Source organism: Arenicella chitinivorans (assembly GCF_014651515.1).
GTDB classification, from domain to species: Bacteria; Pseudomonadota; Gammaproteobacteria; order Arenicellales; family Arenicellaceae; genus Arenicella; species Arenicella chitinivorans.
This window is the reverse complement of the sequence record NZ_BMXA01000001.1, coordinates 35,013-59,390: the sequence shown is the minus strand read 5'-3', so window position 1 is coordinate 59,390 and position 24,378 is coordinate 35,013. Positions and strand designations below refer to the sequence as shown.

The 24,378-nt window shown below is 51.3% G+C and carries 18 protein-coding genes; 9 read left to right on the top strand and 9 right to left on the bottom strand.

What is annotated here, in order from left to right:
• The first annotated feature begins 59 nt into the window (after positions 1–59).
• Entirely contained in the window at positions 60–899 is an 840-nt protein-coding gene (locus IE055_RS00235; protein WP_189398000.1) for a tetratricopeptide repeat protein, read from the top strand.
• 6 nt (positions 900–905) lie between these two features.
• Here the strand turns inward: IE055_RS00235 and IE055_RS00230 are convergent, their stop codons facing one another.
• A complete protein-coding gene (locus IE055_RS00230; RefSeq protein ID WP_189397999.1) occupies positions 906–1,790 on the bottom strand; it encodes a cupin-like domain-containing protein in 885 nt (294 codons plus the stop codon).
• A gap of 331 nt (positions 1,791–2,121) precedes the next feature.
• Between IE055_RS00230 and IE055_RS00225 the strand changes: the two genes are divergently transcribed.
• Both IE055_RS00225 and IE055_RS00220 read left to right on the top strand, forming a co-directional pair.
• Positions 2,122–3,072: a DegV family protein gene (locus IE055_RS00225; RefSeq protein WP_189397998.1), complete on the top strand. Its 951-nt coding sequence runs from the start codon at positions 2,122–2,124 to the stop codon at positions 3,070–3,072.
• Between the two features lie 168 nt (positions 3,073–3,240).
• Positions 3,241–4,479, top strand: a complete 1,239-nt coding sequence (locus IE055_RS00220; protein ID WP_189397997.1) for a M61 family metallopeptidase — start codon at positions 3,241–3,243, stop codon at positions 4,477–4,479.
• A gap of 134 nt (positions 4,480–4,613) precedes the next feature.
• Here the strand turns inward: IE055_RS00220 and IE055_RS00215 are convergent, their stop codons facing one another.
• Complete coding sequence (locus IE055_RS00215) at positions 4,614–4,922, bottom strand: hypothetical protein (RefSeq protein ID WP_189397996.1); 309 nt, start codon at positions 4,920–4,922, stop codon at positions 4,614–4,616.
• 213 nt (positions 4,923–5,135) lie between these two features.
• Here IE055_RS00215 and IE055_RS00210 point away from each other — a divergent pair, with 213 nt between their 5' ends.
• Entirely contained in the window at positions 5,136–6,311 is a 1,176-nt protein-coding gene (locus IE055_RS00210; protein WP_189397995.1) for a PQQ-dependent sugar dehydrogenase, read from the top strand.
• A gap of 44 nt (positions 6,312–6,355) precedes the next feature.
• Here the strand turns inward: IE055_RS00210 and IE055_RS00205 are convergent, their stop codons facing one another.
• From IE055_RS00205 to IE055_RS00190, 4 genes are all read right to left on the bottom strand, one after another.
• Positions 6,356–7,186 carry a hypothetical protein gene (locus IE055_RS00205; RefSeq protein WP_189397994.1) on the bottom strand — a complete coding sequence of 277 codons (831 nt, stop codon included), beginning with the start codon at positions 7,184–7,186 and terminating at the stop codon, positions 6,356–6,358.
• A 58-nt stretch (positions 7,187–7,244) separates the two neighbouring features.
• Positions 7,245–8,720: an apolipoprotein N-acyltransferase gene (locus tag IE055_RS00200; RefSeq protein WP_189397993.1), complete on the bottom strand. Its 1,476-nt coding sequence runs from the start codon at positions 8,718–8,720 to the stop codon at positions 7,245–7,247.
• Between the two features lie 80 nt (positions 8,721–8,800).
• The gene (locus tag IE055_RS00195; RefSeq protein WP_189397992.1) at positions 8,801–9,388 is read right to left on the bottom strand and encodes a hypothetical protein; all 588 of its coding nucleotides are present in this window, start codon (positions 9,386–9,388) and stop codon (positions 8,801–8,803) included.
• A gap of 248 nt (positions 9,389–9,636) precedes the next feature.
• Positions 9,637–10,464, bottom strand: a complete 828-nt coding sequence (locus IE055_RS00190) for a phytanoyl-CoA dioxygenase family protein (protein WP_189397991.1) — start codon at positions 10,462–10,464, stop codon at positions 9,637–9,639.
• Between the two features lie 487 nt (positions 10,465–10,951).
• On the opposite strand from IE055_RS00190, the gene IE055_RS00185 reads away from it, so the two are divergent.
• Positions 10,952–11,212: a hypothetical protein gene (locus IE055_RS00185; RefSeq protein WP_189397990.1), complete on the top strand. Its 261-nt coding sequence runs from the start codon at positions 10,952–10,954 to the stop codon at positions 11,210–11,212.
• 16 nt (positions 11,213–11,228) lie between these two features.
• Here the strand turns inward: IE055_RS00185 and IE055_RS00180 are convergent, their stop codons facing one another.
• Entirely contained in the window at positions 11,229–14,801 is a 3,573-nt protein-coding gene (locus IE055_RS00180) for a C25 family cysteine peptidase (RefSeq protein ID WP_189397989.1), read from the bottom strand.
• A 389-nt stretch (positions 14,802–15,190) separates the two neighbouring features.
• Here IE055_RS00180 and IE055_RS00175 point away from each other — a divergent pair, with 389 nt between their 5' ends.
• The 4 genes from IE055_RS00175 (at position 15,191) to IE055_RS00160 (ending at position 21,720) form a co-directional block, all read left to right on the top strand.
• Complete coding sequence (locus IE055_RS00175) at positions 15,191–15,784, top strand: hypothetical protein (protein WP_189397988.1); 594 nt, start codon at positions 15,191–15,193, stop codon at positions 15,782–15,784.
• 11 nt (positions 15,785–15,795) lie between these two features.
• Positions 15,796–18,684, top strand: coding sequence for an NIDO-like domain-containing protein (locus IE055_RS00170; RefSeq protein ID WP_189397987.1), 2,889 nt, complete (start codon positions 15,796–15,798; stop codon positions 18,682–18,684).
• A 526-nt stretch (positions 18,685–19,210) separates the two neighbouring features.
• Positions 19,211–20,764: an asparagine synthase-related protein gene (locus tag IE055_RS00165; protein ID WP_229794050.1), complete on the top strand. Its 1,554-nt coding sequence runs from the start codon at positions 19,211–19,213 to the stop codon at positions 20,762–20,764.
• 110 nt (positions 20,765–20,874) lie between these two features.
• Entirely contained in the window at positions 20,875–21,720 is an 846-nt protein-coding gene (locus tag IE055_RS00160; protein WP_189397985.1) for a sugar phosphate isomerase/epimerase family protein, read from the top strand.
• 150 nt (positions 21,721–21,870) lie between these two features.
• On the opposite strand, the gene IE055_RS00155 is transcribed toward IE055_RS00160, so the two are convergent.
• Together IE055_RS00155 and IE055_RS00150 are read right to left on the bottom strand one after the other, a co-directional pair.
• The gene (locus tag IE055_RS00155) at positions 21,871–23,175 is read right to left on the bottom strand and encodes an acetylxylan esterase (protein ID WP_189397984.1); all 1,305 of its coding nucleotides are present in this window, start codon (positions 23,173–23,175) and stop codon (positions 21,871–21,873) included.
• A gap of 115 nt (positions 23,176–23,290) precedes the next feature.
• Complete coding sequence (locus IE055_RS00150) at positions 23,291–24,355, bottom strand: energy transducer TonB (RefSeq protein WP_189397983.1); 1,065 nt, start codon at positions 24,353–24,355, stop codon at positions 23,291–23,293.
• Between the last annotated feature and the right edge of the window lie 23 nt (positions 24,356–24,378).

Sequence of the window (24,378 nt, the reverse complement as noted above, 5' to 3'; positions counted from 1 at the left end):
TTGCATTCCGTGACGGCTGCCATAAACTGAACGATAGGAAAAACACTTCGGGAGTGATCATGCGGATTTCAAGACTGGTTAAACAACAAATCTTGGTCGTTTTACTCGCCACTTGCAGCCTGCCAGTAATGGCCGACGACGGTTCAGTTTGGTACCAGCAAGGTCTGAATCACTACGCGGCTAGTGCACCTGATCATGGTCGCGCGTTTAAATTATTTGGCCAGGCAGCGCGTGCTGGTTACCCTCGCGCCCAATACCAATATGGCCTGATGTACCAACGCGGTGAAGGTGTGAATCGCGATTACACCAAGGCACTGCATTGGTACAAGCTTGCTGCAGGCCATGGCCTAGGGGTCGCAGACCATCATATTGCGCAGATGTACCAACATGGGCATGGTGTTCGCCCGAGTTACCAACAAGCTATTTACTGGTACTCACGCTCTATCTCGCATGGCTATGAAGCAGCCGTTAACCCCTTGGAAGAAATTTATCGCCGCAATTATGGACTGACATTAAACCTGGTGCAGTCGGGCTCCCTACTTGCACAAGTTGCCGATGGCGGTGATCGGACATCACAATACAACCTTGGTTACAAATACTATATTGGTCACGAGGTCGACCAAGACCCAACCATGGCCGCGATGTGGTTTCTTCGTGCTGCGGAACAAGGTGATGGCGATGCGCAATATATGCTGGGAAAAATGTATCACACGGGTGAAGGACTCGATCAAAGCTTTGATCGCTGCTACTTCTGGAGCACTCTGGCAAATTTCACCCAACATGAAGAGGCCGCCGCGATCCGAGATCTCTGTTTGTCCAAAATTTCACCCGAAAAACACGCGACCTTAAATAGGGAGATTGAAGCCAAACGCGCAGAAATACAAACGCCGGTGTTCTGAGACCGGTTATTTCGAGTTACGCTTCGCCACGAACTCTTCGATGCGTCGATTGGTCTTGGTTTGCACACGACGCTCACGACGCGACAAGCGTCGCCCGGCTGCGGCGCCTTGGAGACGCAACCCAGTAACCCGCGTTAGCCAGCGCTTCCACACGGCACTAATGTATTGCCACAACGAACCGGATAACGCATGCAAACTAAGCTGAATGCCAATGCCCTCATACGCCACACAGTACCAATAGCCTGCGGGAATATACACAGCATCACCGTGATCTAATTCAGCCACATAACCCGACACGAACTTGAGTGCCGGATACTGATCAAACTGCGGCGCTAGAAAATTGATATCACGAATCGTATGCTGGCTTTTACCAACTCGATACATCAAAGGCGTTTGCTTCGGCGGTATCAACAGAATGTGTGCACGTGCGCCAAAGTGACAGCGCACCGTGTGCATCACTGACGACGCTTGCTGCATCGGCTCCACCGCGTGCTCGCCACCTACGTACAATGAAGTCAGGCGAGTCAAAAATCGAAATCCGAGTCTTGGATAGGTGAAATCCGCAGCTATCACTGACCGCTCGCCCACCGCAACCTGCGCAACCCTCGCTCGCGGCGCGGCAGACAGGCGCTCTACTGCGTCTTTCAGACGCATCACAGCGGTGGGCTTGACGATCGCAGAGGCCGGCTCTGAACCGTCAAAATAACCGGCAGACAGCTCGCCCGCGCGCTCCTGCACGTAATCCAGATTCCAGTTACGCACCGCCGGCCAATTTTTAGTCAGGTCACCAAAAACCACCGGTATGCCGGTCGCCTGATACCGCTTACGCAGATCTGAAACCGGTAAGGAATTTTTTCGATCTACTGGGATATGTCGAATTGAATCAAACACGTAATGTCACTTTAGTTTCAAGTTTGCGCAACTAGCTTTCGAGTTAAGGTGAGTACCATTTTAAAGATTGCAGATTGTAGACGCCCTTCCCAAATTGAACCATTATTTTTTAGTAAACAATTGATTTATCTTCTCTCGTCAGTATCGAAATCGAGCTGACTCGTGTCAATCAAACCGACAAACCACTTTATTATTGCGCGCTTTTTTTAGATACTTGTTAGGGTTTGATAAAAACACTGAAGAACAGATAGTAACTGCTTATTCACAGGGATCTTTTTTACGCAGACGGTGTAAGATAGACCCATAATAAGCATCACAGGGGATTTTGGAAATGAAGTACGCGATCATTATCGACTCCATTGCGGGTATACCCAATAGCATTTTGGAGAGTCGACCGTTCAAGGTAATGCCCGTGACGGTTGAGGTTAACGGCAAGGTCATGCCGGATACATTTGATGAAAAAACCTTGATCAACATTTATCAAGGCAAGACGCTTACCGCGCATTCTGAGATCAAGTCATCGCCACCGAGCGAAGAGGCTATATCCAATCTTATCACGCGCGAAGTCGCGCCTTTTTATGACTACGCGTTTTGTCAGACCGTCTCCAAGCAGGTCAGCGCGACCTATGACAACTTTCAACGCTCCTCTGAGGGAATCGCCGCTAAAGTTCGCGCATTGCGTAGTCGTCTCGGTATCGATCACCCGTTCCGAATGTCAAGCCTGAACTCAGGCACAACCATTGCCGGCCAAGGCCTTGCCGCGATTTACGCAGACATGCTGCTGAGCAAGGGAACTGATGCGGGCCAGTACACAAAAACCATGAACAAGTTGATCCGCTTAATTCAGTGTTACCCGGTAGTTGCGGATTTAATGTATACGCGCGAACGGAGTATGGAGCGTGGCATCAAAACCGTCAGCTTACCCGCGGCGTTTATCGGCAAAACCGTTGGTCTCAACCCCATCGTGAAAATCAGCTACGACCACCAGGTTGAGCCTTTGCTGACCAAGCGCGGACTCGATACGGCAGTATCACACTTAATGAAATACGCGATCGAGCGTATCGAAGAAGGCCTGTATGTGCCGCTGATCAATCTAAGTTACGCTGGCGACCCGAGCGAGCTAGAGCAATTTGATGAATACGACAACCTCGTAGTGGCAGCGCGCAAACACAATGTAAAAATCTTAAAAGGTGTCATGAGCCTTGCTGCCAGTGCCTTCTACGGCCCTGGTGCCTTCGCCATGGGCATTGCACCCAAAAATCAGAAAGCGGTGCCAAAATAGGCGTTCAAACACCGACCACACTGGCCTGTGCACGCATTACAATCTCCTCATTGATGGGTTTGACCCAGCTTCAGCCGTTACACTCGCTCGAAGTCCGCAGCCTATGCATCCAGCTACTACATCCAGCTACTATTAGGCTGCACACACGTAATGTGAACCCTATAACTTATGATTCATCCACGTTCGTTAAAACGACTCACTCTGATCGCTATTGCATTGCTACTCTCCTCTGGGTCTAGCTGGGCGTCCGATGCAGGTTTAGCCAAAGATCGCGAGTACCAAATCCATATCCACGCAGATTTTAGGCACGTTGCAGAAAATGAAGGTCATGCTGCTTGCACACCTGTCACTGTCGAAGTTAAACAGAATCGGCGGTTACTGCGTGAGCTGCGCTGGCGTGCTCCAAAAAGTTATCAAGGGTTTGAAGCTGAATCAGGATTATCACATAACAATGACGAATGGGTCTGGCACATTGAGCGTTCTGAGGGAACGCTTCGGTATTGTGTGCAATTAAATCACAAACGTGGCACTCGTTACGACGCGCTCATCACACCAGATTGGGCGACATTCAGAGCGGACGACCTTTTTCCAGCCACAGCGAGTGTGGCACTCAAAGGCAGTTATTCCGAAACGACGTTACGATTTACCTTACCAGAAGGCTGGAGTTCAATCACCCAGTACCCTGAAACCGCCGAACATATGTATACGATCACGAACCCTGCGCGCCGATTTGATCGTCCGACCGGTTGGGTTCAACTTGGGAAGTTAGGTGTCCGACGTGACAAGATCGCCAATACCCGGATTGCCGTGTCAGCTCCGATCGGTCAAGAGCTCGCCCGCCTTGAACTGATCACGTTTTTGACCTTCACCCTACCGACCGTGCGCGACTGGTTTCCAGCATTCCCCGACCGACTGTTGATTGTCAGCGCAGAAGACCCTCTGTGGCGTGGTGCTTTATCCGGTCCTCGTTCTCTTTTTTTGCACGCCGAACGTCCCTTAGTCAGTGAAAATGGTACGAGCACGGTGTTGCACGAACTGGTCCATGTTGCGATGCAACGACAAGCCACCAACGACGCCGATTGGATCGATGAAGGCCTGGCGGAATACCTGTCGCTGGTACTGCTGCATCGCGCAGGTGGCATTACCGACCAACGACTGGCAAAAGCGCTCAGCCAACAGCACGAGTGGGGTAAACAAGCTGAGAGCCTAGCGAAGCAAAGTTCTCAAGCTGAGGCCACCGCAAGAGCGGTCACCGTTTTCGCAGCACTGCATGAGGAAATGGGTGATTCGAGTTTCCGCCAGCTGGTACGCCAACTCGCTGAACCGGGACCGGCTGTTTCTGCGGCAGCTCTAAGACGCTATGCCGATGCCGCGCATGGCAAACCTGTGCGGAGCTTACCAAACTAGGTACTACGCTGGCGTAACTTTGGTAGAGGCGTAACTTTGACCCCTATTATCTAGTGCATGGCCGCACAAGGCACTGAATTCGCCTTCAGGCGTGCTGCTTATCGGGCTAACTAAAACCAAGACCAAATAGCCATTCAGGACGTTGCTTTTTCAGACAATAGCGCTCGCACGTCCTTGTCGACCGTGAACGCGCTGCGGTCCGGGCTGACTTCTAAGATTTTATTGCAAAGCTCAGTGTAGAGATGCAACGAGATGCATTGCAATCGTCGATCCGCGCAGCGTGCGCCAATTTCAAGCACATCATAGATCGCATCGTCCGAGTACACATTGATCAGCCTGCCTGTGCGGCGAAATAAAATAAGTGCAAACTCCGAAACCAGCGCTGATGTCTTGCATGACAGGCAGGTTGGTTTAAAGTCAGCACGATGTAACGCTGTCCCCATTTGTAAATACCCCCAAAGTATTACATCCTCAATAGAACCACCTCGGTACTTCGCGCTCAATAGACTAAAGGCCCAAATTTACCAACACTAAGGTCTGAACACACACAATGTGACGCGCATTTCGTCGATCAACACCAAAAGTTAATGCACAGCATGGCCTCACAAGGCCTTTGTATAATGTGAACTAACCACATCTTTCGGAGCCAGACCAACATGAAAAAACTTAAGTATTTGCTGTTTTTACTCGCCATTGCTGGCGTACAGGCTGCGCAGGCCCAACCATTTGAACGCCGTGAAATTATGCAGTTTGAGCAACCTTGGGCTATGACGTTTCTACCTGATGGACGTCTACTCGTGACCGAGAAGCCTGGGCGATTAATACTCGTTAGTTTAGATGACAACGAGCAGACCGAGGTCGCAAATGTGCCATCGGTGGATTACGGCGGCCAAGGTGGGCTGGGAGATATTATTCTGCACCCTGATTACGCGGTGAACAAGCTGGTGTATTTGAGCTATGCGGAAGCTGGGGAGAATAATACCCGTGGCGCGGTTGTTATACGCGCCAAACTTATTCTAGATAAAAACGCGGGCACTGCATCGCTGACACAGATTGAACGTATTTGGACTCAGCACCCAAAGGTCACTGGCCGTGGCCACTACGGTCATCGTCTTGCATTTGACCAACACGGTTTTCTGTTCATCTCGTCTGGCGAGCGACAAAAATTTGACCCGTCACAGGATATGAACGCCAACTTGGGAAAAATCATCCGTTTACACGCGGATGGCAGCGTACCGCAAGACAACCCATTTTATGCGGACGGCGGTATTGCATCTCAAGTTTGGTCACTCGGTCATCGCAATCCGTTAGGCTTGGCATTTGATGCCAAAGGACGGTTGTGGAATAGCGAAATGGGCCCCTTACATGGCGATGAATTCAATCTTGTTAAGGAAAGCGAAAACTATGGTTATCCGATCGTTTCCAATGGTGATCATTACAATGGAGACCCAATTCCAGATCACGACACGCGGCCTGAATTTGAGGCCCCTGCAGCATACTGGGTACCGAGCATTGCACCCGCCGAAGTCATCTATTACTCCGGTTCCGTGTTTCCGGAATGGCAAGGCTCGTTTTTGATTGCCGGTCTAAAATCACAAGCGATTATTCGAGTAACCACGAATGGTGAAACGGCACAGGAAGTCGAACGATTTAATATGGGTGCGCGAATTAGAGAGATCGAACAAGGACCGGACGGCGCAGTTTGGGTGCTCGAAGATGGAAGCAATGCCAAGCTCTTAAAACTGACCCCGAAAGACCAAACAATTCTGGCATTCTTACCCGCGGTTTTGGCAGGCAGCGAGTCTAAGCAACAAACGAAGCGGCAGGACTAACTTCCTTGCATTCAACTCACGTTGAGACCGCGCCCTATGCGCCTCTATTCAGATGGGGTTTCGAGCAACAGGTCAAGTACCGGAACCATGTACCCGGAATCGCTAAAGTTGAAAATAAAATCAATATTGGAATGGCTCACACCTCGCCGTAAAGCGGGCGTGTGGGCTTGTTCTGATGAGCCAGCACAGGAGGTACATTGCAAAACAATCTGCATAGTTTTGTCGATACTGCCCGACGGCAGACCAGCCAGACGATAGTCAACGCTGTTCTCACCAGCAGGGAGTTTGATACCCGAACGACGCCCCAATCGCACGTTCCCAGCGGGTAAGGCGTATGCGGTTACTGAAAACTGTCGTTCGCTGGTCGCGCGTTTTTCTTCTGGCAACATTATTTTGCCCGACACAGTGGTCTGAGTGATCAGCTTGATATTAAACCGTGATGGCAACGCATCCTCGTCGAGTAGCGCCGCATCGCCAGCAGATAATGTATTCCCGTTCAACGTATAATACTGTTCTGGCACCAGTTCCGAGCACCCGCGGCAGGTCATTTTCAAGGAATATTTGATGCCGAAGCGACCGACACCGCTCACGCCAAAACCAGCACTGTTACGCCCTGTAGCCAAGGTGATTGCTTTACGTCTAACCTGTTCAACCGGGTACAACGTCACAGGAAAACATATGCGCGTGCCAGTGATCAAAAAAATGCAGGTCTCTCTAAACTCAATCGTGTGTTTACGGACTTCGACGGTGATCGGTAAATCACGCTCTGCGACACCATGATCCAATCGCAGCGTGCCAGAAAAAGTGGTTTGCAACGAACTTTGGGCCGCAACACCAGCACTGAAGAAGAGAGAAAGTAATAAAATGAAGCGCATTGTGGTCTACAGCGGTTGTTTCAGATAGGTTTACCGACTGCTTAGCCTAGCACAATTCTCAGTTTGGTTTGTTGCAGTGCTTACGTTGGTGCCATTGCTGCCAACCGAATGAGACCAGTACCATCGCCAATACCATCAACGACACACCGACGTACTGAAAACGCGAATACCAAGTCCTATACTCGAGAAGCGCGATGTCGGCCAAGAGCACGCCCGACTCATCAACTGGCAGGCTCTGTGTTACTCGGCCCCACGGGTCCACTACCTGCGTGACACCGTCGTTGCTCGCTCGAACCAAAAACCGACCCATCTCAGCGGCTCTGAGCTGGCCGTAGCGCGCTGCCAATTGCCGCCCTAAGCCGAGATCTTGATTATTCGCCAATGACACGAAGAGTGACGCACCCAGCGAGGTGTATTCACGAAACAAACCGGTATGGGTCTCCTCAAAACAGATGATCGTACCGATCTTGAGTGGCGGCTCCGTGGTATGTAGTAGCGATAAAGTGGCCTGCCCCGGATTAGTGAATTGGTTAAAAAAGGCGGGATACTTGGAGTCGTAACGCCCAGTCAGCTCACCGCCATCAAACAGTAGGGCGCTGTCAAAATGATGATCCGACTTCCCATCCAATACAATGGCGCCCAGCATCACTGGCATCTGTAGCTCGGTGGAGAGCTTTTTAAGACGTTGCAACAGTGATGGGTTGTGCTGTATCACGTCGACCGGCAGTGCATATTCCGGCCACACCACAAGATCCACACTCTGCCCGATAGTCCGACGACTCAACTGTTCATAGGTATTTGCGATAAGCCCGTTAGCGCTCAACTGCCGCCACGTCCAATCAAGCGAAAAATTACCTTGCACTAAGGCAATACGGTGCGTTGTCGCGACCGTCGGCAAGCTTGAGGAGTAGGCCCAACACCCCAACAGTAGTAATGACACCGAAATCGCCACGAGCGCGCGCCCAACACAGGGCATCAACAAAAGTTGCGCCCACGCAGCGTTGTTCAACACCATCAAAAATGTAATCCCAACGCTCCCGATATAGGTGATCAAGGGCACACACAAAGGTTGAAATAAGGCAATGTCCAACCAAAAATCACCCGCTGGCAAGCGTGAGAACAACGCCATCATGCTGAGCCACAACACCGGCGTTGACAGTTCAGGCATGATCCACCCGATGCGATGTTGCAGAATCTCGGGCACAACAATCACCACTGAAAACAGCACCAACAACGCTGCACCAACCAACCACATGTATGCCGAGTCGTACGCCCAGACCCACGGAAACACAATCAGACTGGAGATAATTGATACACCAACCACCAACGTGAGCCGTTGCCAGTGCTGACGACATGCGCCACTGATCGTCAGGATTGGCACGAGAAAGAAATAGACCGCGACGTCAACGCCGCTCACTAAACTCAGCACCAATACCCCGTAGGCCATCAACCCAACGAGCAATCGCCACCAGCCCCAGGGTTTGATACGGATTTGAATCAACGGATCTACTCGAAACATGCGTTCGGTTGTCATTGTTCTGCACCCATCATCCAAACCGCCTACGAAGGCGTCGCGCCCCACCGCCGCGACACCTCATAAACTAACCCCAGCGATCAAGTGCCGCCAGCGGCACAAACACCCGTATTGCAGTGGCAGTGACAGTTAGCATCGCCTGCGGCAACGCATAATTGATTGCTACCTTGGGAATTGCCAAACCCTTGAGTATTTTGACCATCACCAGGTGTTCCAATCTCGCCTGGACTATCTGTGCCGCCGATGCCGCCGATATAGTCACAATTGCAAGTGCCCGTGCAACCAGTCTCGATTGGACCTGGGACTTTACCCCCGCCGCCACCTTTTTTCTTCTTTCCGGCCTTATACGCCTCAACCTGTTCTGCGGTGAGTGGCTTCATACAACCAACAAGCATTTCCGTGGCATTAAGCTCGCCATTTTGGTCAAAGTCATATTGCTTGAAGAGCGCGACTAGGTCTTCACGCGCAGAAGGCAAAAGACTGTTTTTCTCCTCATGTTCGGTGACTTTCGCCAGAAACGTTTCGAGCTTGGTTCCCTCATTTAATTTCAAGCGCCCAAAATCGAAGGTTGCTTGGTTGTCGTTGGCGTGCGCGCTGCACACCAGCAGCATGGTTAACATCGTTAGACAGGTCGCCAGAGTCATTCTGGCGGATTTATTGACACACATAATTGAATCCTCTGAAATGGAAATATCTATCCTAGCTGCGCGTACACAGAGCATTCGTACGGTGGTTGCGCACCAAGGTTCCTTGCGCTACTACGGCTCGTAAATGTGATGCTTAGCGCAACATAAACGTATCAAAAGTAGGTGATATGCCCAACGGGCCATTCGGCCTCATCCATTTGAATGAATTGTGCTCGCTCACAGAAACCAATGAGTGCTATACGGGGCAGCAGCTCGGATGGAGTAGATGATCAACGACGCAATCGATTGCGAATGGCGGCGCGCAATCGTTGTGCAAAACTCGGCAAACGAGGCTGAATTGGATATTTGTAGGGCTCTGCGCTCATATCGCGAACGACTTCGGGCTCAAAATAAAAACGCTTGTGTTCACTCTCACTCGGACGCCATGTCTTGGGCGCGCCCACAAAATAATGCGTCACCTGTGACTTACGAGTCAGGGATTTGTCTTTCTGCGGTGAACCGCCATGCAAAATATTGGCACACCAAATAAGTGTCTGTCCTTTCTTTAGCAACCCCAGTTCCGGTTTATATCCGCGCTCATTGATGATTCGATCAAGCTGATCCAAATACTGGGGGTAGGAGTCATAGCTCGGGCGCAGATCAAAATAGTCGTAATTCATTTCCGGCAATTCTTGACTCCCCGGATAATAAACTAAAGGACCTTGATCTGGACCGATGTCTTCGAGTGCTGTCCATGCACCACACATGGCACCAAACGGCTCAGAATTAAAGTGAATTGAGTCCGAATGCACTCGCTGTCCGGTACCACGATAAAAATTGAGCGTCTGGAACGGCGCGGCAGGCTTACCATATAGGGCAGAGATCGTGTCTGAGATTACCTCCGAACGAGCTAGCTGCAAAACATGTTGGCTAATGTGCCAAGCATCTTGGATACGATTGTAATCAGCGAAAGGCACATGAATCGGGCGCTCGGCCTCACGCCCAAAAAAACCGTCAAGATCAGCGACAATACCGTTCAGAACGGACTCGTCGGTTCCGGAATCGATAACCACATAGCCATTGTTTCGAAACTCACGTTGTAGCTTTGCTAGATCCATGATGTGTGCGCAACATTGAATTTAAACTCACGCTAGTTTAGCGATCGCCAACCGGATACACCAGAGGCAAAATAAAAATCAATGTAAGGCTGCACCTTTTTATAGTGCTCAGGTTGAGTAACTCTGCGAACCTCAGGAATTCACCGGGCTAGCAACACACTAAATTCCAAGCCTAGCTTCGTTAAATGTTGTTTGGCAAGCGGACTCATAGGCCGCAGTTTAACCAGGTCGTAAATCAGGGTAACTGGGCGGTATGGCGAATCCATCGGCATTAAAACCAACATTATTCGACGTTGGTCACCTGATTTACGATTTGCCCAAGCTGAAAGCGAAGGTGTATGATGATCACTCCCAAACGTTAGATCCGACTCGCGTTTTATTACAACGATGTATCTTGGGACCCCGACCGCTCACGTAGCGCAGTCGGTCCACCCATCCGCTCAAAGTGGAGCGATTTCATTATCCACTTCACCTTGAAACACGAGCAATGAGTACAACACATCGTCCGAGCACACCCACATCCTGTCGGCTTATTTTGCAGCTATTTGTCTTAACACTGTCGATTGGTTTTACCAAACCTGCCTACGCGGCTGAATACCAGTTACGCGTAGAGTCAAAGGAAGCCGCCAAGGGTTATGTTAGCCTACAGATTTTCCGTAAACGCAAGTCCTGCCTCAAAGCGATTACAGAGCATCAGCCAAAATACCCAGGTCGTGAATTGGTGTGCGTGAAACTCACGAACCGGTAGCAATTTAAATAAATTATTACCTAAGCGGTAGCGCAGGATCACCTAGTAACACCCAATTGTTTAACATTGGGTTAGTCCCCACCATCTCGCGTTTGGCATTCAAGATAGCCTCGCCGATGGTGGTTGCACCGGCAGCACCTGCGCGTAAAAATCGCTCTGCGAACAAGGCGTTTTCTCGATACTCTCCGAGAACGCTGGCACCATGGATTGCCACAGCCCCTTGCAAGCCCGCAAACAACCATTGATGGGCAAGGGTGTTGATTGACGTCGACTCGTAGTTAGTGGTGTAACACGCCAATGGCATGACGATCAACGGCGTATCCGTATTATCCAATGATTGGATAAACTGCGTATCGACAACCCCTTGATAGCCCCATCCAGCGGTGCTGGCGTGTCCAGCGAAGCTGAGCAGCCCCACGCCACCATCGATACTTTCTCTGACCTGATCGCGAGCCTCTTGTATCGTCATGGCACCCTGTCTTACGCCGTCGAGATCAATCAAGGAGACACCATCAAACTCGGGCATCGCCATGAGTGGTATTGCAACGCGCCCTTGTAATTGTTCAGCAAAATCCAAATTTCGGTTATCCACAGCTTGTGCTAACAACAACGCATCCTGATATGGCTGCTGTTCACGCAACGTGTGCCACTGGAGTGTTTTATCGACAATGTTACTCAGGTCTCCCGAAGTGCGAACCGGCCAACGACCGATCGCAAGCTCTGGGACTCGGTCACCATTCAAATCCGCTAACGGATTATCCGTTGGCGCAAAATTCAAAACACTGACGGCGCGGTAAAAAGTTGGTATGTAATTGACCACATGTTGGCCGCTAAGTCCTCGATAATCGTAACTATGTCCACCAACGATTAACACATGCCGAGTTTCATCAATCTCGGGCAAGGACTTCAAATAACGAGCTAATGCGTGAGGCGTGTCGTTACCAAAACCAAACTGAGCAACAACCGAATGCCAGTCAACAAGTTCGACAGTAAACCCTTGATTTTCTTTGAACCGCCTAAATTGCTCCAGCTTATCGCCAACAAAATTTGGGTGCGCGACGATGACGTAGCTTGCTGGCGCTGCGGGCAAGCGTTCCGGTGAAACATACCTAAGCGCTGCTACTCCCTGCCAGACATCATCTCTCCCCCAGGCAAGGCGCATCGGCGCACGGGTAATCCGCGGGGGCAACGCCACAAGGCGTGCATCGTCCTTGATAACCTCACTGTTTGCGACCGACAGACCGCCGTTCAGTGTATAGATGAATACCAAGGTGTCCGGGTGAGCCGCATTGGTCACCTCAATGACCTCACTATCCGGTGGAATCACAATATCCTTCTCCAGAACGCTCTCTAAATCAGTAAATGCAGACACCGTCAGGTCATCGACGAGGATCAAGTCGGCCCAAAACCCTGTATCACCCTCAACCACAACTTCTACTTGGTTTACACCATTCTGTAACAGGCCGGGCGGTACAGTAACGCGTCCAGTTGCCGCATTGAAGCCATCAAACCAAGCTTCGTGCACTGGCGTACCATTTACCATGATCCGGAAATGATGATCGTCTGTCGCACCCGGAAAATCGACACCACCTAGCAAGGCAAATTCGATAGCGCCTGGTAATGCCGTCTCAACGTCAAAATCAAATTGATAGCCCTGAGTGTTCGGCGAGCCTGCTGCCAAAATACGGCTGTCATACCAAGGTGTTTCGCCCGAGCTAGACGCCGAATACAGCTTGTCTCTCGTCAGCTTGACACTGGTGAGCGCTTTATTTGAAACCGATTGAGTATCACTCGGGCCGGCATCAAATGTGTTTGCATCCAGCGCTAGACGTCGGTCCAAGCTCAATCGATAGGTGTAGCGATTTAGATATATCGCGTATTCACCCGTTGGCGGTTGAGCTACGAAATACACACTGTCATCCTCTGACAAACGATGATCTTTGCTCACGATGTGCCTGGCCACCGGCGCGCCATTGAGTGTCAGCGCCACGCGATCCAGGTTGACCCCGAGGTATCCTGGCGCAGCCGCCAAAATGTCACTACCCGACAGTCGGCGAATACCCTCTCCTTCGACATCGAATTCAACCAATCCATGTCGGCTCTTGCCGCTGGGAAGCGGTTCGCGCCATGTTGCCGTTGTTCCGATGCGTCGACGATGGTGTTTCTTATCGACCACACTGGCGCCGGTCATGCTCTCAAACTCAGCCCGAACCAGGGCCCAATCGACTGGGTCCGGGGCCGTGCGAGAGCCGTACCGCTCGCCAGACTCGAACGGCCCGTAGAACTCTTCAAGCCCCTGAGAATCAATGCTCGAAATTGCGAATCGCGACGCCTTGTTTGCTTGATGTCGAGTTAACCGAACACGTTTTTTATACGACTTGAGGGTTTCGGTATCTTGTCCATCTCCAGCAATAAAGCGTCGATTAATCTGAACCCATTCACCCTCAACTTCAGCCCAAAGATTAAACCCTAGGTGAAACACTTCGGCATTGGTCGACCACTCGAATAAAACCCAGCGACCGCGCAGTACCGCGCGAGCCTCGGCCATGGTGACAGGCGTTGTAAACGCGCTACCAAATGCCAGTACCGATGCGGTTTCGTCGATATGGTTCCGTTCAGCGTCAGAGACCTGGTCCTCGTCAAATGTGAGAACGATCTCGCTTGAATTAACACTGCATCGACGTAACAAGCCGCCGTTGTTGCCATTGCGAGTAACCTGCTTGGCAACCGCAATGGGCGTGGTCGTGAAGCACCCTGCGGCAAAACCGACACCTTCACCAGTGCTGCAAGCATTGTCATGACCATCTACATTATTTCCCCCTGTCTGCGCCTGGAATGCGAGCGATGCTGGGCCACCTAATGAACTTAGGTCCAGCGTCTGGCAACCGTTACGTTCCACCGCCAGATAACAAACTTCTTCGGTCGATGCTAACGGACCTGTACCCGCTTCCATTTGATCAAGCGATAGGTCAAACCCGGTCGCGGACAAGCTGCCTTGACGCACCGCGGTATCAAGGAACACGGGCTCGCCGGAAACCAAATTGTTGGTCGTTTGGACTTGGGTCAATAGCGCTGGCGCGGCCGTAAAACCACCACCCGGAAAGGTAACCCCAACGTAGCTTTGCGCACCTGAACACGCAGCACAGTTCGGGCCATATTGCTGCGCACTGATTTCCTGACAAGACGAGACAAAGTCAACCGTGCCGGAAGTACTCAATGGCACCGAGGTGGTGCCGTCTTGGACCGCCACATACTCAAAGATCATACCGCCTGATGCTCGGTCTGCATTAATCGGCTCATGGCAAGCCGCATCAAACCCCGTGGTTGTGATGTTACGAATGCGAATCGTACACGGGTCTGCGTTGGCGGCATTCTCCTCAGTCATCACGAACACATTTGGTGGTGATGCGAACTCGGCATCAAAAGTGATGGTGGTGAACGGCGTTGCGATTCCAGGACCTGGTGCTGTCGTTGCTGGCAACACACCGCTTCCGACTTCAATAACAGCGGGCGCACCCTGCACCGCTAAACTCGCCCCCAATAAGCAAACAATGCTCACCAGTGCGCGCAAACAATAGAACAACTTCATTGGCTCACTTACGATTTTAAGTCTTCTTTTGTAAGAAGCTAAATTGAGCGAACCAAACAAACCCGCGACACTCATCGCGAGTGCCTACCAACCCATTGACCCTGTCATTTATTAGCTTCCTATACCCCTGCACATAGAATGCCAAAAAATCATAACTTGGTCACGTCTTCGACCTGTGAAAATCAAAAAAAACAGTCATTCGTCTATTTAAGCGCGCATTCCATGACAGTTGTTTAGTATACTGAATCGTATGCTGACACGCTGGCGGGGGGGCTTGCGTAACGAAAGCCTCTCTTCCAACCCTACTCTGTCTCGCCAGCCCAGCGCAAACTCTGCGCAGCATAGATGCTGCGCCCTAACTCACCACACTCTGTTTGAAGGAGTACCACATGAGAAAAAATCCTACATTTTTCTATCCAAAACTATTGTTTGTCTTACTGCTACTGCCCTGGGTCAATGCCAACGCGACTACCGTGATGCAAATGAACCTGGGTCAACTCACCAATAACGCCGATAAGATTTTCCGCGGCGAAGTCATCGCGGTTAAATCCGATGCTGTCAATGTTGGCGGCGGAAAACTAAACACCACGACCTACACCATTCGCGTCAGTGACCTTATCAAAGGCGAACTAGCAAGCGAAAAAGGTAAAAGATCCAACTTGGTTCAGGTGCAAATGGTCGGATCGTTGAAACGACCCGCCGCTAAAGACGGTATACGCTATGTCGGCGGATTTAACACACCGAACCTCACCGTGGGGACCGAGTACTTACTGTTCACCACGCGTCCGAGTGCCATTGGCTTGTCGATGACCGTCGGTGTCGGACAGGGCTTGTTCAGTTTTAAAGATGGCACCTTCGTGCGAAACCAACACGACAACCAAGGTCTGTTTCGCGGCATGTCGACTTCATTCGTTGAACCGTTCAGTGGAGCGCTTGACTACGACGATTTTGTCAAAGAAATCGAATCGTTACTGCAACGCTAAGGGAGGACATCATGACTTTATTTAAGCAAAATTTACGACTCATTTCGTTCGCGTTAACCACGAGCTTGGCACTGCTTACGAATCACACAGCACACGCTGGCGGACCGCTGGAAGTATGCCAATCAGGCGTTCCTTACCTGTGGCCAAATGGCGGACAAAATGTGCCATTCAACCCGGACCAAGGCGCACTCGGGATCCTCGACAGCACGGCTGCCGTGCAGGCAGTTACGGATTCATTTCAAGCCTGGGAGGACGTAACAACCGCAAGTATTAGTTACAGCAATCAAGGGCAATTGCCGGTGGATGTGGATGTAACCAACTTCACACCTTACTTACAGGCCGCCGGTCCCGACGGTGTGTCTGCCATTGTGTTTGATGACACAGGCGAGATATTTGACCTACTTTTTGGAGCAGGATCTGGAATTCTCGGCTTTGCCAGTCCGGAATTTCTGGATGAACCAAGCTGCACGATCTTGGAAGGGTTCTCGTTTCTTAATGGCCCAGCCATCAGCAGTATTGATGGGCTGTTAAACCTGATGGTGCACGAATTCGGACATTATTCAAATCTTGCACACACTGAGGTCAACGGTCAGGTCTACGGTGACTCCGACACCACGGGTGCCGGCACGGATGACACGACTTTCGGCCCACCACCATCGCCACTGGACCCCGGTTTTGACGTAATCGAGACTATGTACCCCTTTCTGTTTTCCGACATTGACCAGGTATCGCGAACTCCACACGCGGATGACATTGCCGCCCTATCACGCATGTACCCAGAGGCGTCCTTTGCCAATACCGGCACAATCTCTGGCACCATCCTATTGGGCGACAGTAAGCTGACCGGGATTAACGTGATTGCCCGCAACCTGAGTGACCCATTTGCCGATGCGGTTTCCGCGATCAGTAGCGACTTTACTCGTGACTACAGTCAGGGCGATGCCATCACTGGTACCTATACGCTGACTGGCCTCACACCCGGTGAGGACTATGCGGTCTACGTAAACGGTTTATTATCTGGTAACGACCGATTCAGCACACCCGGTGCCACCTTGCCCGGACCAGAAGAGTACTATAACGGTGCCAACGAGTCCGGTAATGGCCTCACCGACCTGCCCGGCGACTTTACGCCGATCACTGCGGTCGCAGGGTCACCAATCACCGGCGTTGACATACTGTTTAACTTACCGGTCCCAGGGCAACCGCTGAACACTGGTGATGATGGCAATGTGGCCATTCCACTGCCGTTTGAGTTCTGTGTTGCCGGCGAACCCTACAGCGTCGCTTACATCAATGGGAACGGGTTTGTCACCTTTGGCAGTGCTGATGACGCCTTCGGTAACTTCATTGAAACCGAAGCGTCTTTCCTCTCTGGTCCGCCGCGGATCGCAGCCTTCTGGGATGACCTTTCACCCAATATTGCGGGCACGGTAAGCTACGATGCCAGCGCGCACACGTTCTCCGTTACCTGGGATGGTGTGCCGGAGTATGGCATCACCGATGGCACCAGCAGCAACACCTTCAGTATCGAAATTCGCGACAACAGCTTCCTTTGTACCGATAGCTTCCCGTACCACGGGTACTGGGCTAGCATTCTGCGGTCGGAGGTCAAGATCACCCATGGTGATATGACGGCGACGGATGGCCTAGTTGGCGTAAGCTCCGGCATTGCAGCGACCAGCCAGTTCGAGACCGAATCAGACCTCAGCGCAGTCAATGGTTACGGTCTGTTCGGCAAGGTACAGTTGCTGACGGAAGCCGCACAATACGAATTGTTCAGCGACCCTGATGTGTTTGACTTGGCCAACGGAAAAACCAAGTTTATTGGTGTTGGCCTCGGATATACCGACCGTTATGAGCGTAACCACCGCAGCCATCAACGCAACAACAGTCTCGAGACAGCCAGTAAAATTGCGCTGCCGTTTGACAGTATCGATACTTTCAGAGACTTTACCGCGCTGGCACCAACCGGCGAAGATGTCGATTTTTATCTGATCGACTCACCTTTGGCGGCCGGTTCAACACTGGTATCCGAAATTGTGACGGGGCAGATCGACAGTGTGATGGGACTGTACCACTGCAAAAACATTAAGGTGGAAAACAAGCGTTACGGAAAACATCACAGTCGCTATCATCGACACAAACCACGCTGCGATGCGGAACAAGCGGAACTGATCGCATCCAACGATGACAGCAATGGTTTACTGTCCAAAATCCAGGTCGAGATTCCAGAAGACGGCTATTATGCGATCGCCATCAGTTATTTTGGCGACACGGACTTTGACGGCGAAGATCCAGGCCAAGGCGCAGCGCTTGACGGTGGCCGCTATGTGCTGGATGCATTCGTGATTGAAGGATCAATCCTGACACTGGGTGATGAAGACGCGACCGAGATTGACCTTGGCTTTGATTTTACTTTCCAAGGCCAAAGCTATGACACGGTATTCGTCAATTCCAACGGCTTCTTAACTTTCGGCAGCGGCGCACCCAATGACTTTTCGCCGAGCGCCACGACGCTCGAATTGGGTGCACCACGCATCGCGCCATTGTGGGCTGATTTGAATCCGAGTGAGGCCGGATTGGTGGTGTCGAGTCTGAACAATGGCAGTTCGAAGACCGTTTCGTTTCTGGCCGTACCGCGATTTTCACTCTTCGGCGGTGCCGGACCCAATACGTTCGCGGTGACACTGAGTGCCGATAACAGCATCGCCTTCGCCTACGACGCGATCACATCGCCCTCTGGGTTGACTGGCGTTGCCGAAGGTAACAGTGCGACCGCGACGCCAGTGGACTTATCTGCCGCAGCACCGCTGAGCGCAACAGACTCCCCTTACGAGCTGTTTTCCACACCGACTAATCTGTTTGATTTAGAGAACAGCGCTTTGCAGTTCACTCCATAAACAACCAGTTTAAAAAACTGAATTCGAACGGGCCCCGTATTGAGGGCCCGTTTGTGCTAATTCAAACCCTAGGTAGTACTGCTCGACTTGGACAACGCGACCAACGGTCCTTTTATAAACCTGCCCCAATGCTCTAAAAATCGTTCACCCAAACCCAACCTCACCTAGCCGCCAACAGATGAGAAAATCCAGCGCCAACACGTCCATCCGGTTTAGCCCCACTTTCAACAAACACGCTAATGTTGATCGCACCCGCGATGAAACGCCAATGGCGAAATACACCAAACCACGTTTAATTCATTACGGTGATGTACGCGACACCACTTTAGGTGGAAGCCTCAACCCAGGCGACCCGGGTGTCCCTGGTTCAAATCGTCGGAATACCTAATCGAGCCGCATTTTGCAGCCGAGAACGCCTAATTGGAACATTCGATTAATTGGTCCCAACCAAGTTTCTGTTATCGGTCCACAACGCAGCCGGCCAACACCACACATTGTTTTGTTCTCCGGCCGCTTACTTCGACGCGTGGCACTTAGCACGTCACTTGACTGTGCTAACAACGACCTCGACGACCAAACACTGCTGCTTCACGCCTTCCAGAAGTGGGGAGCCGAAACCCATCACCATGTCGAAGGCGCCTATATAGCAATCATTGTCGATGCAGACGCCATTTTTCTGTTTCGAGGCGTATACGACTCTCCGGGGCTTTATTACCGAAATGATCGAGACGGTCTGACTATCAGTACCGATGCCACCCAACTACTGCGCACGGCCACCTCAGCCGTGTCAATCAATTCCGAAGCGGTGCGGCATTACCTAGCCTATTCCATACCAGCTATGGACGCCGGCTTCTTTCATAGCTTGTATGCCGTGCCCGCCGGTCAAGCGTTGAAGCTATCGAATAAGCAAATTCACTGCTTACCACAGTTCGATCCCATGGCAAATAGCGTGCCAGTTCCGCGCGAGACGAAGTCCGTCGCGCGCCAATGGCAACAAGCCTATCTGGACGCCACACGGGACGCGAGCGCATTGACCAATACCGTCGGATTGTTTCTCAGTGGTGGCCTGGATTCAGGAGCGCTTGCCGTCGCCGCTCACCAGCAACAGATTCCTTTGGAAACCATTAACCTTTCGCTGCCAGATTTTCCAGATGAAGATGAGTGGGCGTATGCAGAACATTTAAGCAAAGAACTGGGACTGCCCATCCACCGTGTGGATGTACGATCGCACTGCTTTGATGGTTTATTGAATATGCCGGTCAACTTACTAGCGCCAGGAATTAACCCGTATCAAGCGATGATCAATCAAGGGTATGAGTTAGCCGCCGAACAGGAGTTAAAACAAATATGGTTCGGGACCGGTGGCGACGAACTTTTTGCACCCAAGCGTAACTTATTGCGAGACCTCTGGCAGCATCGGCAAATGGGCGCGTTTGTCAGCACGCTGTGTTCACGCCGTGCACGACAAATTCCACACGTGCATAAAACTTGGCTTAACGCGATTCTGCACCGCCAGCCGCGCGCCATGCGCTATCCCGATTACATACTCGGAAACAAAACTGGCAACTTAACGTCGCCCTACACCTCCAGCCCAGCAATTCCAATTGAGAGCCAATATCATCGTGCCTTTCTGTTTCAGAGTAGTCATCTAAACGCGCAGGAAAACGAACGACCGCACACCGCCCCTCGCGGCCTACAGCGCGTGCACCCCTGCATTCACCCATCCTTGATTGAGCAGGGCCTGCTGACACCAGCATATCAAGCGCACTCACCGATCTACGACAAGGCAATTCTGAGAACCGCGTTGGCTGACCTGGCTCCAGCAGCAATGCGACGGCGTGGTCGCGTTGGGGTTTTGCGTCGTTACTACGACGATGGCTGGAATCACAACCTCGACACCATCCGTGAAGTGCTGTCAGACCCCGCTGCCAGCTGGCCACGGTTTGTTGCTCGACACACAGTCGAAAACGCCCTAAGCGCTTCGCAATCAGATTATTCGATGCTTTTGTTAAACTGTCTGTCGCTTGAGCTCTGGCTAAACGCTTTGCGTGCTGACCGCGTCAATTTCCGATGGGATTAACGCCGCTTGCCTGATCCCAGTTAAGCGCTCTCCACCAATACAGCTTCCGTTTTTGTTATGGGTTGGCATAATGGGCATCCTCAGGAAATCCCAGTAAGGACAGATCTAACATGCCAAAATTCATAGACCTCATTTTGATTTCACTTTTGATGTTGATACCGTCAGCGCATGGCTCAGAACTCAAGGTGTCGATCCAGCTTTGGTCGGTGAAAGAGGAACTCAAAGTCGATTTCAAAGGCACAATTAAGGCGCTTGCGGATATGGGATTCCAAGGCGTTGAGTTCGCGAATGAATTTGGCGAATTCGCCAATGACCCGGTGGGGTTGGTGGAATTTATTCGTAGTCAAGGTCTTGAGATCAGCGGTGCCCATACCGTATTTCCAACGCTAGAGCCAGACAAGATAGACGCAACGCTGGCATTTTATGCCGCCGCTGAAGTGCCTCTGGTGGTCATCGCCTGGGATGATCGCGCATTCGACCCAACAACAGTTTGGCAAACCATCGCCGACTTAAATCGCCTCTACGAACCAGTTACCCAGGCCGGTTTTCTATTTGGTTACCACAATCACGCTGAGGAGTTCGCGCCGTACCGTGGCAAAACAACGCTTTGGGATCACATCGCTAACTCAACACCGGAATCACTCGTAATGCAGCTTGACGCTGGCTGGGCCAAAACCGCCGGGATTAACCCTGAGTCAGTTGTTCGACAACACCCTGGCCGAACCTTTGCGATTCACTACAAAGCGAGCAGTCCGGAATCAGCCGGCCAAACCAGACCCATCATCGGCGAGGACACCATCAATTGGGCTGCGTTGATCGTGGCAAATAGTGAAGTCGGCGGCACGCAATGGGTCGTACTTGAGCAGGAAGTCTACCCCGACGGCTTAGCACCACTCGATGCAATTAGATTGTCAAAACGCGCTCTGGATGGATTTCTACAAACAGCAGAGCGGTAAAAATCACCTATTCCTACCCAGTTCCGAGGTGTGTGAGAACCATCGTCGAATGACCACTCAACGCTGTATTGCCAGCACGGCCAAAAGGGTATTGGCGGACATGTCATGGATTCGTGCACGTCAGGCAAAGTATACCCACTAAACCGCAGCCTACTTGAGTCCGGCCTGAACCCAATCAAAGATTGCCCTGCGAGTAGTGGCTGAGATCCAATGCTCAGTGGCTGGGGTAATTAAAGCCTGTTTCTCACTTTGGATCGTATTAAATGCCACGTAACTGGTGGTTGGTGGGCAGGTTTCATCGTTGTAACCCCAGGACATAAATACTGGAACCGTGATACTAGGTAGGAAGTTCACCACATCATAGTACGCCAGGGTCGTGAGTTTCTGTTCTGTATCCATGCCACTAAAACGGGTAAACAGATGGGGATACCCGCCTGCCCGGCCCGGTTTCATATAACCCGCCATATCAACCAATGCCGGATGGTTCGCAGCCAACGCTGTGATCCGTTGGTCCAAAGCCGCGGTGACCAACGCCAGCGCCCCCCCTTGGCTGGTACCTTGCGCAATCAAATTCTTGCCGTCCCATTCAGGCAGAGTGGTCAAAAAATCCAGTACCCGCAAAGACGATAAGTACGCCTTCTTCATGTAGTAGTTATCGCGATTATCCAGGCCGTTGACCAGATAACCGGTATTCCCTTTACCGAATGCGCGGCTGACTTCCTCGTAACGAGACCGCTCTAGATCCGGCCTAATTCCATGGATTTCCATATCAAAGCGAATCATCCCGGATTCCGCATAAAAGATATCTTTTTCTGGTGTCATCGGTTTGATACCGGCACCGGGAGGTGAGAACACCGCAGGGAATTTTCCGGGCCGGTTTGGGACGGTCAGGTATCCGTAAATGTAATTACCCTCCTCGTACGCCTGAAGTCGAATCAAATAGCAATTCACCAATGCGCTGGAGAATTCTGGAACAAACGTCTTCTCAACCACCATCGGCACGCGACGCGCTTTGCTCACCTCGGCCTGCCAGAATGCATCGAAATCAGCTGGCCGCTGAGTTACAGGCTTTAACTTCTCCGGCTCAAAGCCAAGTTTAATATGATGCTCATAGGTCAGGCCATCAATCTCTGCCGTTAACCGTATGGTGTTAAATCCTGGGGCAGAGCGCGTGCCGACATTGATTGTGGTAACGCCATCTTGCAGTACGGCTCGACCCTGAACCTCTGCGTCACGCATGTCTGGACCAACCTCGTACTCAAGCGTCAAATTTTGCACTGGCATGCCATAGCGAAATACGCGAACTTCGAGGCCAGCTGGTTCATTCACGGCGTATAACCAGTCAGCTTGATTCGGCGTCACCACCCAAAGCACATCATCACGATACGGATTATTCTCGGCTACCGCCAGCATCGAAAATAGAGAGACCAGGATTAAGAACAGGCGTTTTATCATTCGTTTGCACCAAGTTGAAATTGCTTGGTGGCATATACCCAGACCAATAATGCCACCGATGGCATTATTGTAGCCTGGTATGCTTACAGTTAGCGAATCAAGTTAAAGTTCCAGCCTAATCTGACATCTCAGCAAACTGAAACTGAGTTCCGGGTTTCGCACGCACGACTAACTGACAGCCGCTCAACGGGGCTTCGATTCGGTGTGACTCGACTTCAGGGTCAAGCACCTGCTCACCTGTGTCACATTCCAGCTTGAGTTGATCAACGTCATTCGTAAATCTGCTTACTGAAAAGCGGTTAGCAAACAATTCGATCACGTGAAAACCTCGACCACCGACGGTGATCTTCCGTTGCGTTGGTAACAATCTTGCCGGATTGTCGACCACCTGCTTAAGTTCCGGCAGTAGGAATTGATCAACTTCGATCAATCGACGATTAACTAAGCGTTCAAATTCAGCCGTCGCGCCGCCGACGTCGCTATGAATGTATAGCAGTGCGACTAAGTCCAAGGTAGTTGAGGTGTGCATTTTAGGCGTCAAACACCATCCATCCTTATCCACATCTGCTTCGTATAATTTTAGATGACGTAACGCAGTTATTTGCCGGTCATCGTATTGCTTGGTTTGATAATAATGACTTTGGGCGAGATAGTAATAAATGTAATCGCAAGGGGACCGAACCGCGTTGTAGCCTCGTTCAAATCGCTTTTTAAACTTTTTGTCAGAAGTCTCTCCCTTCTCCATCGCCCCGATTAGATATCGGTAATGCCGCTGGAATTCGGCACTCAACTTAGTCCGATCGACGCCTGCCATCTCATAATAAACTACCGAATTCTTGCGACTTCTGACCGGTTGCCCGGCCAACAATGCTGGCGAAAAAGTGTACTGTTCAACCACCTCGACCGCAGATTTCTCAAACCCCACATGGGTAGAGCGTAAAACTTTTACATCGTAGGTTTTACCTGCTTCGTCAATCATGTAACTCACCGCCACCGCACCTGGCTTGCCCGAACGTTCGAGTTGCGACGGATATTTAGGTGGTGGTCGGTGGTCATGCTCAGCCGCCGTGTAGACGCCCTCTGATAGACCGTCAGCAATAGCAGTCTGAAGTGCTAAGCTCAGTGCCAGTAGCGAAACCAGTGACAACCATTGCCACACCATCATTACTTGTGTCTTCACCAACCCCCCATGCAACGAACGTC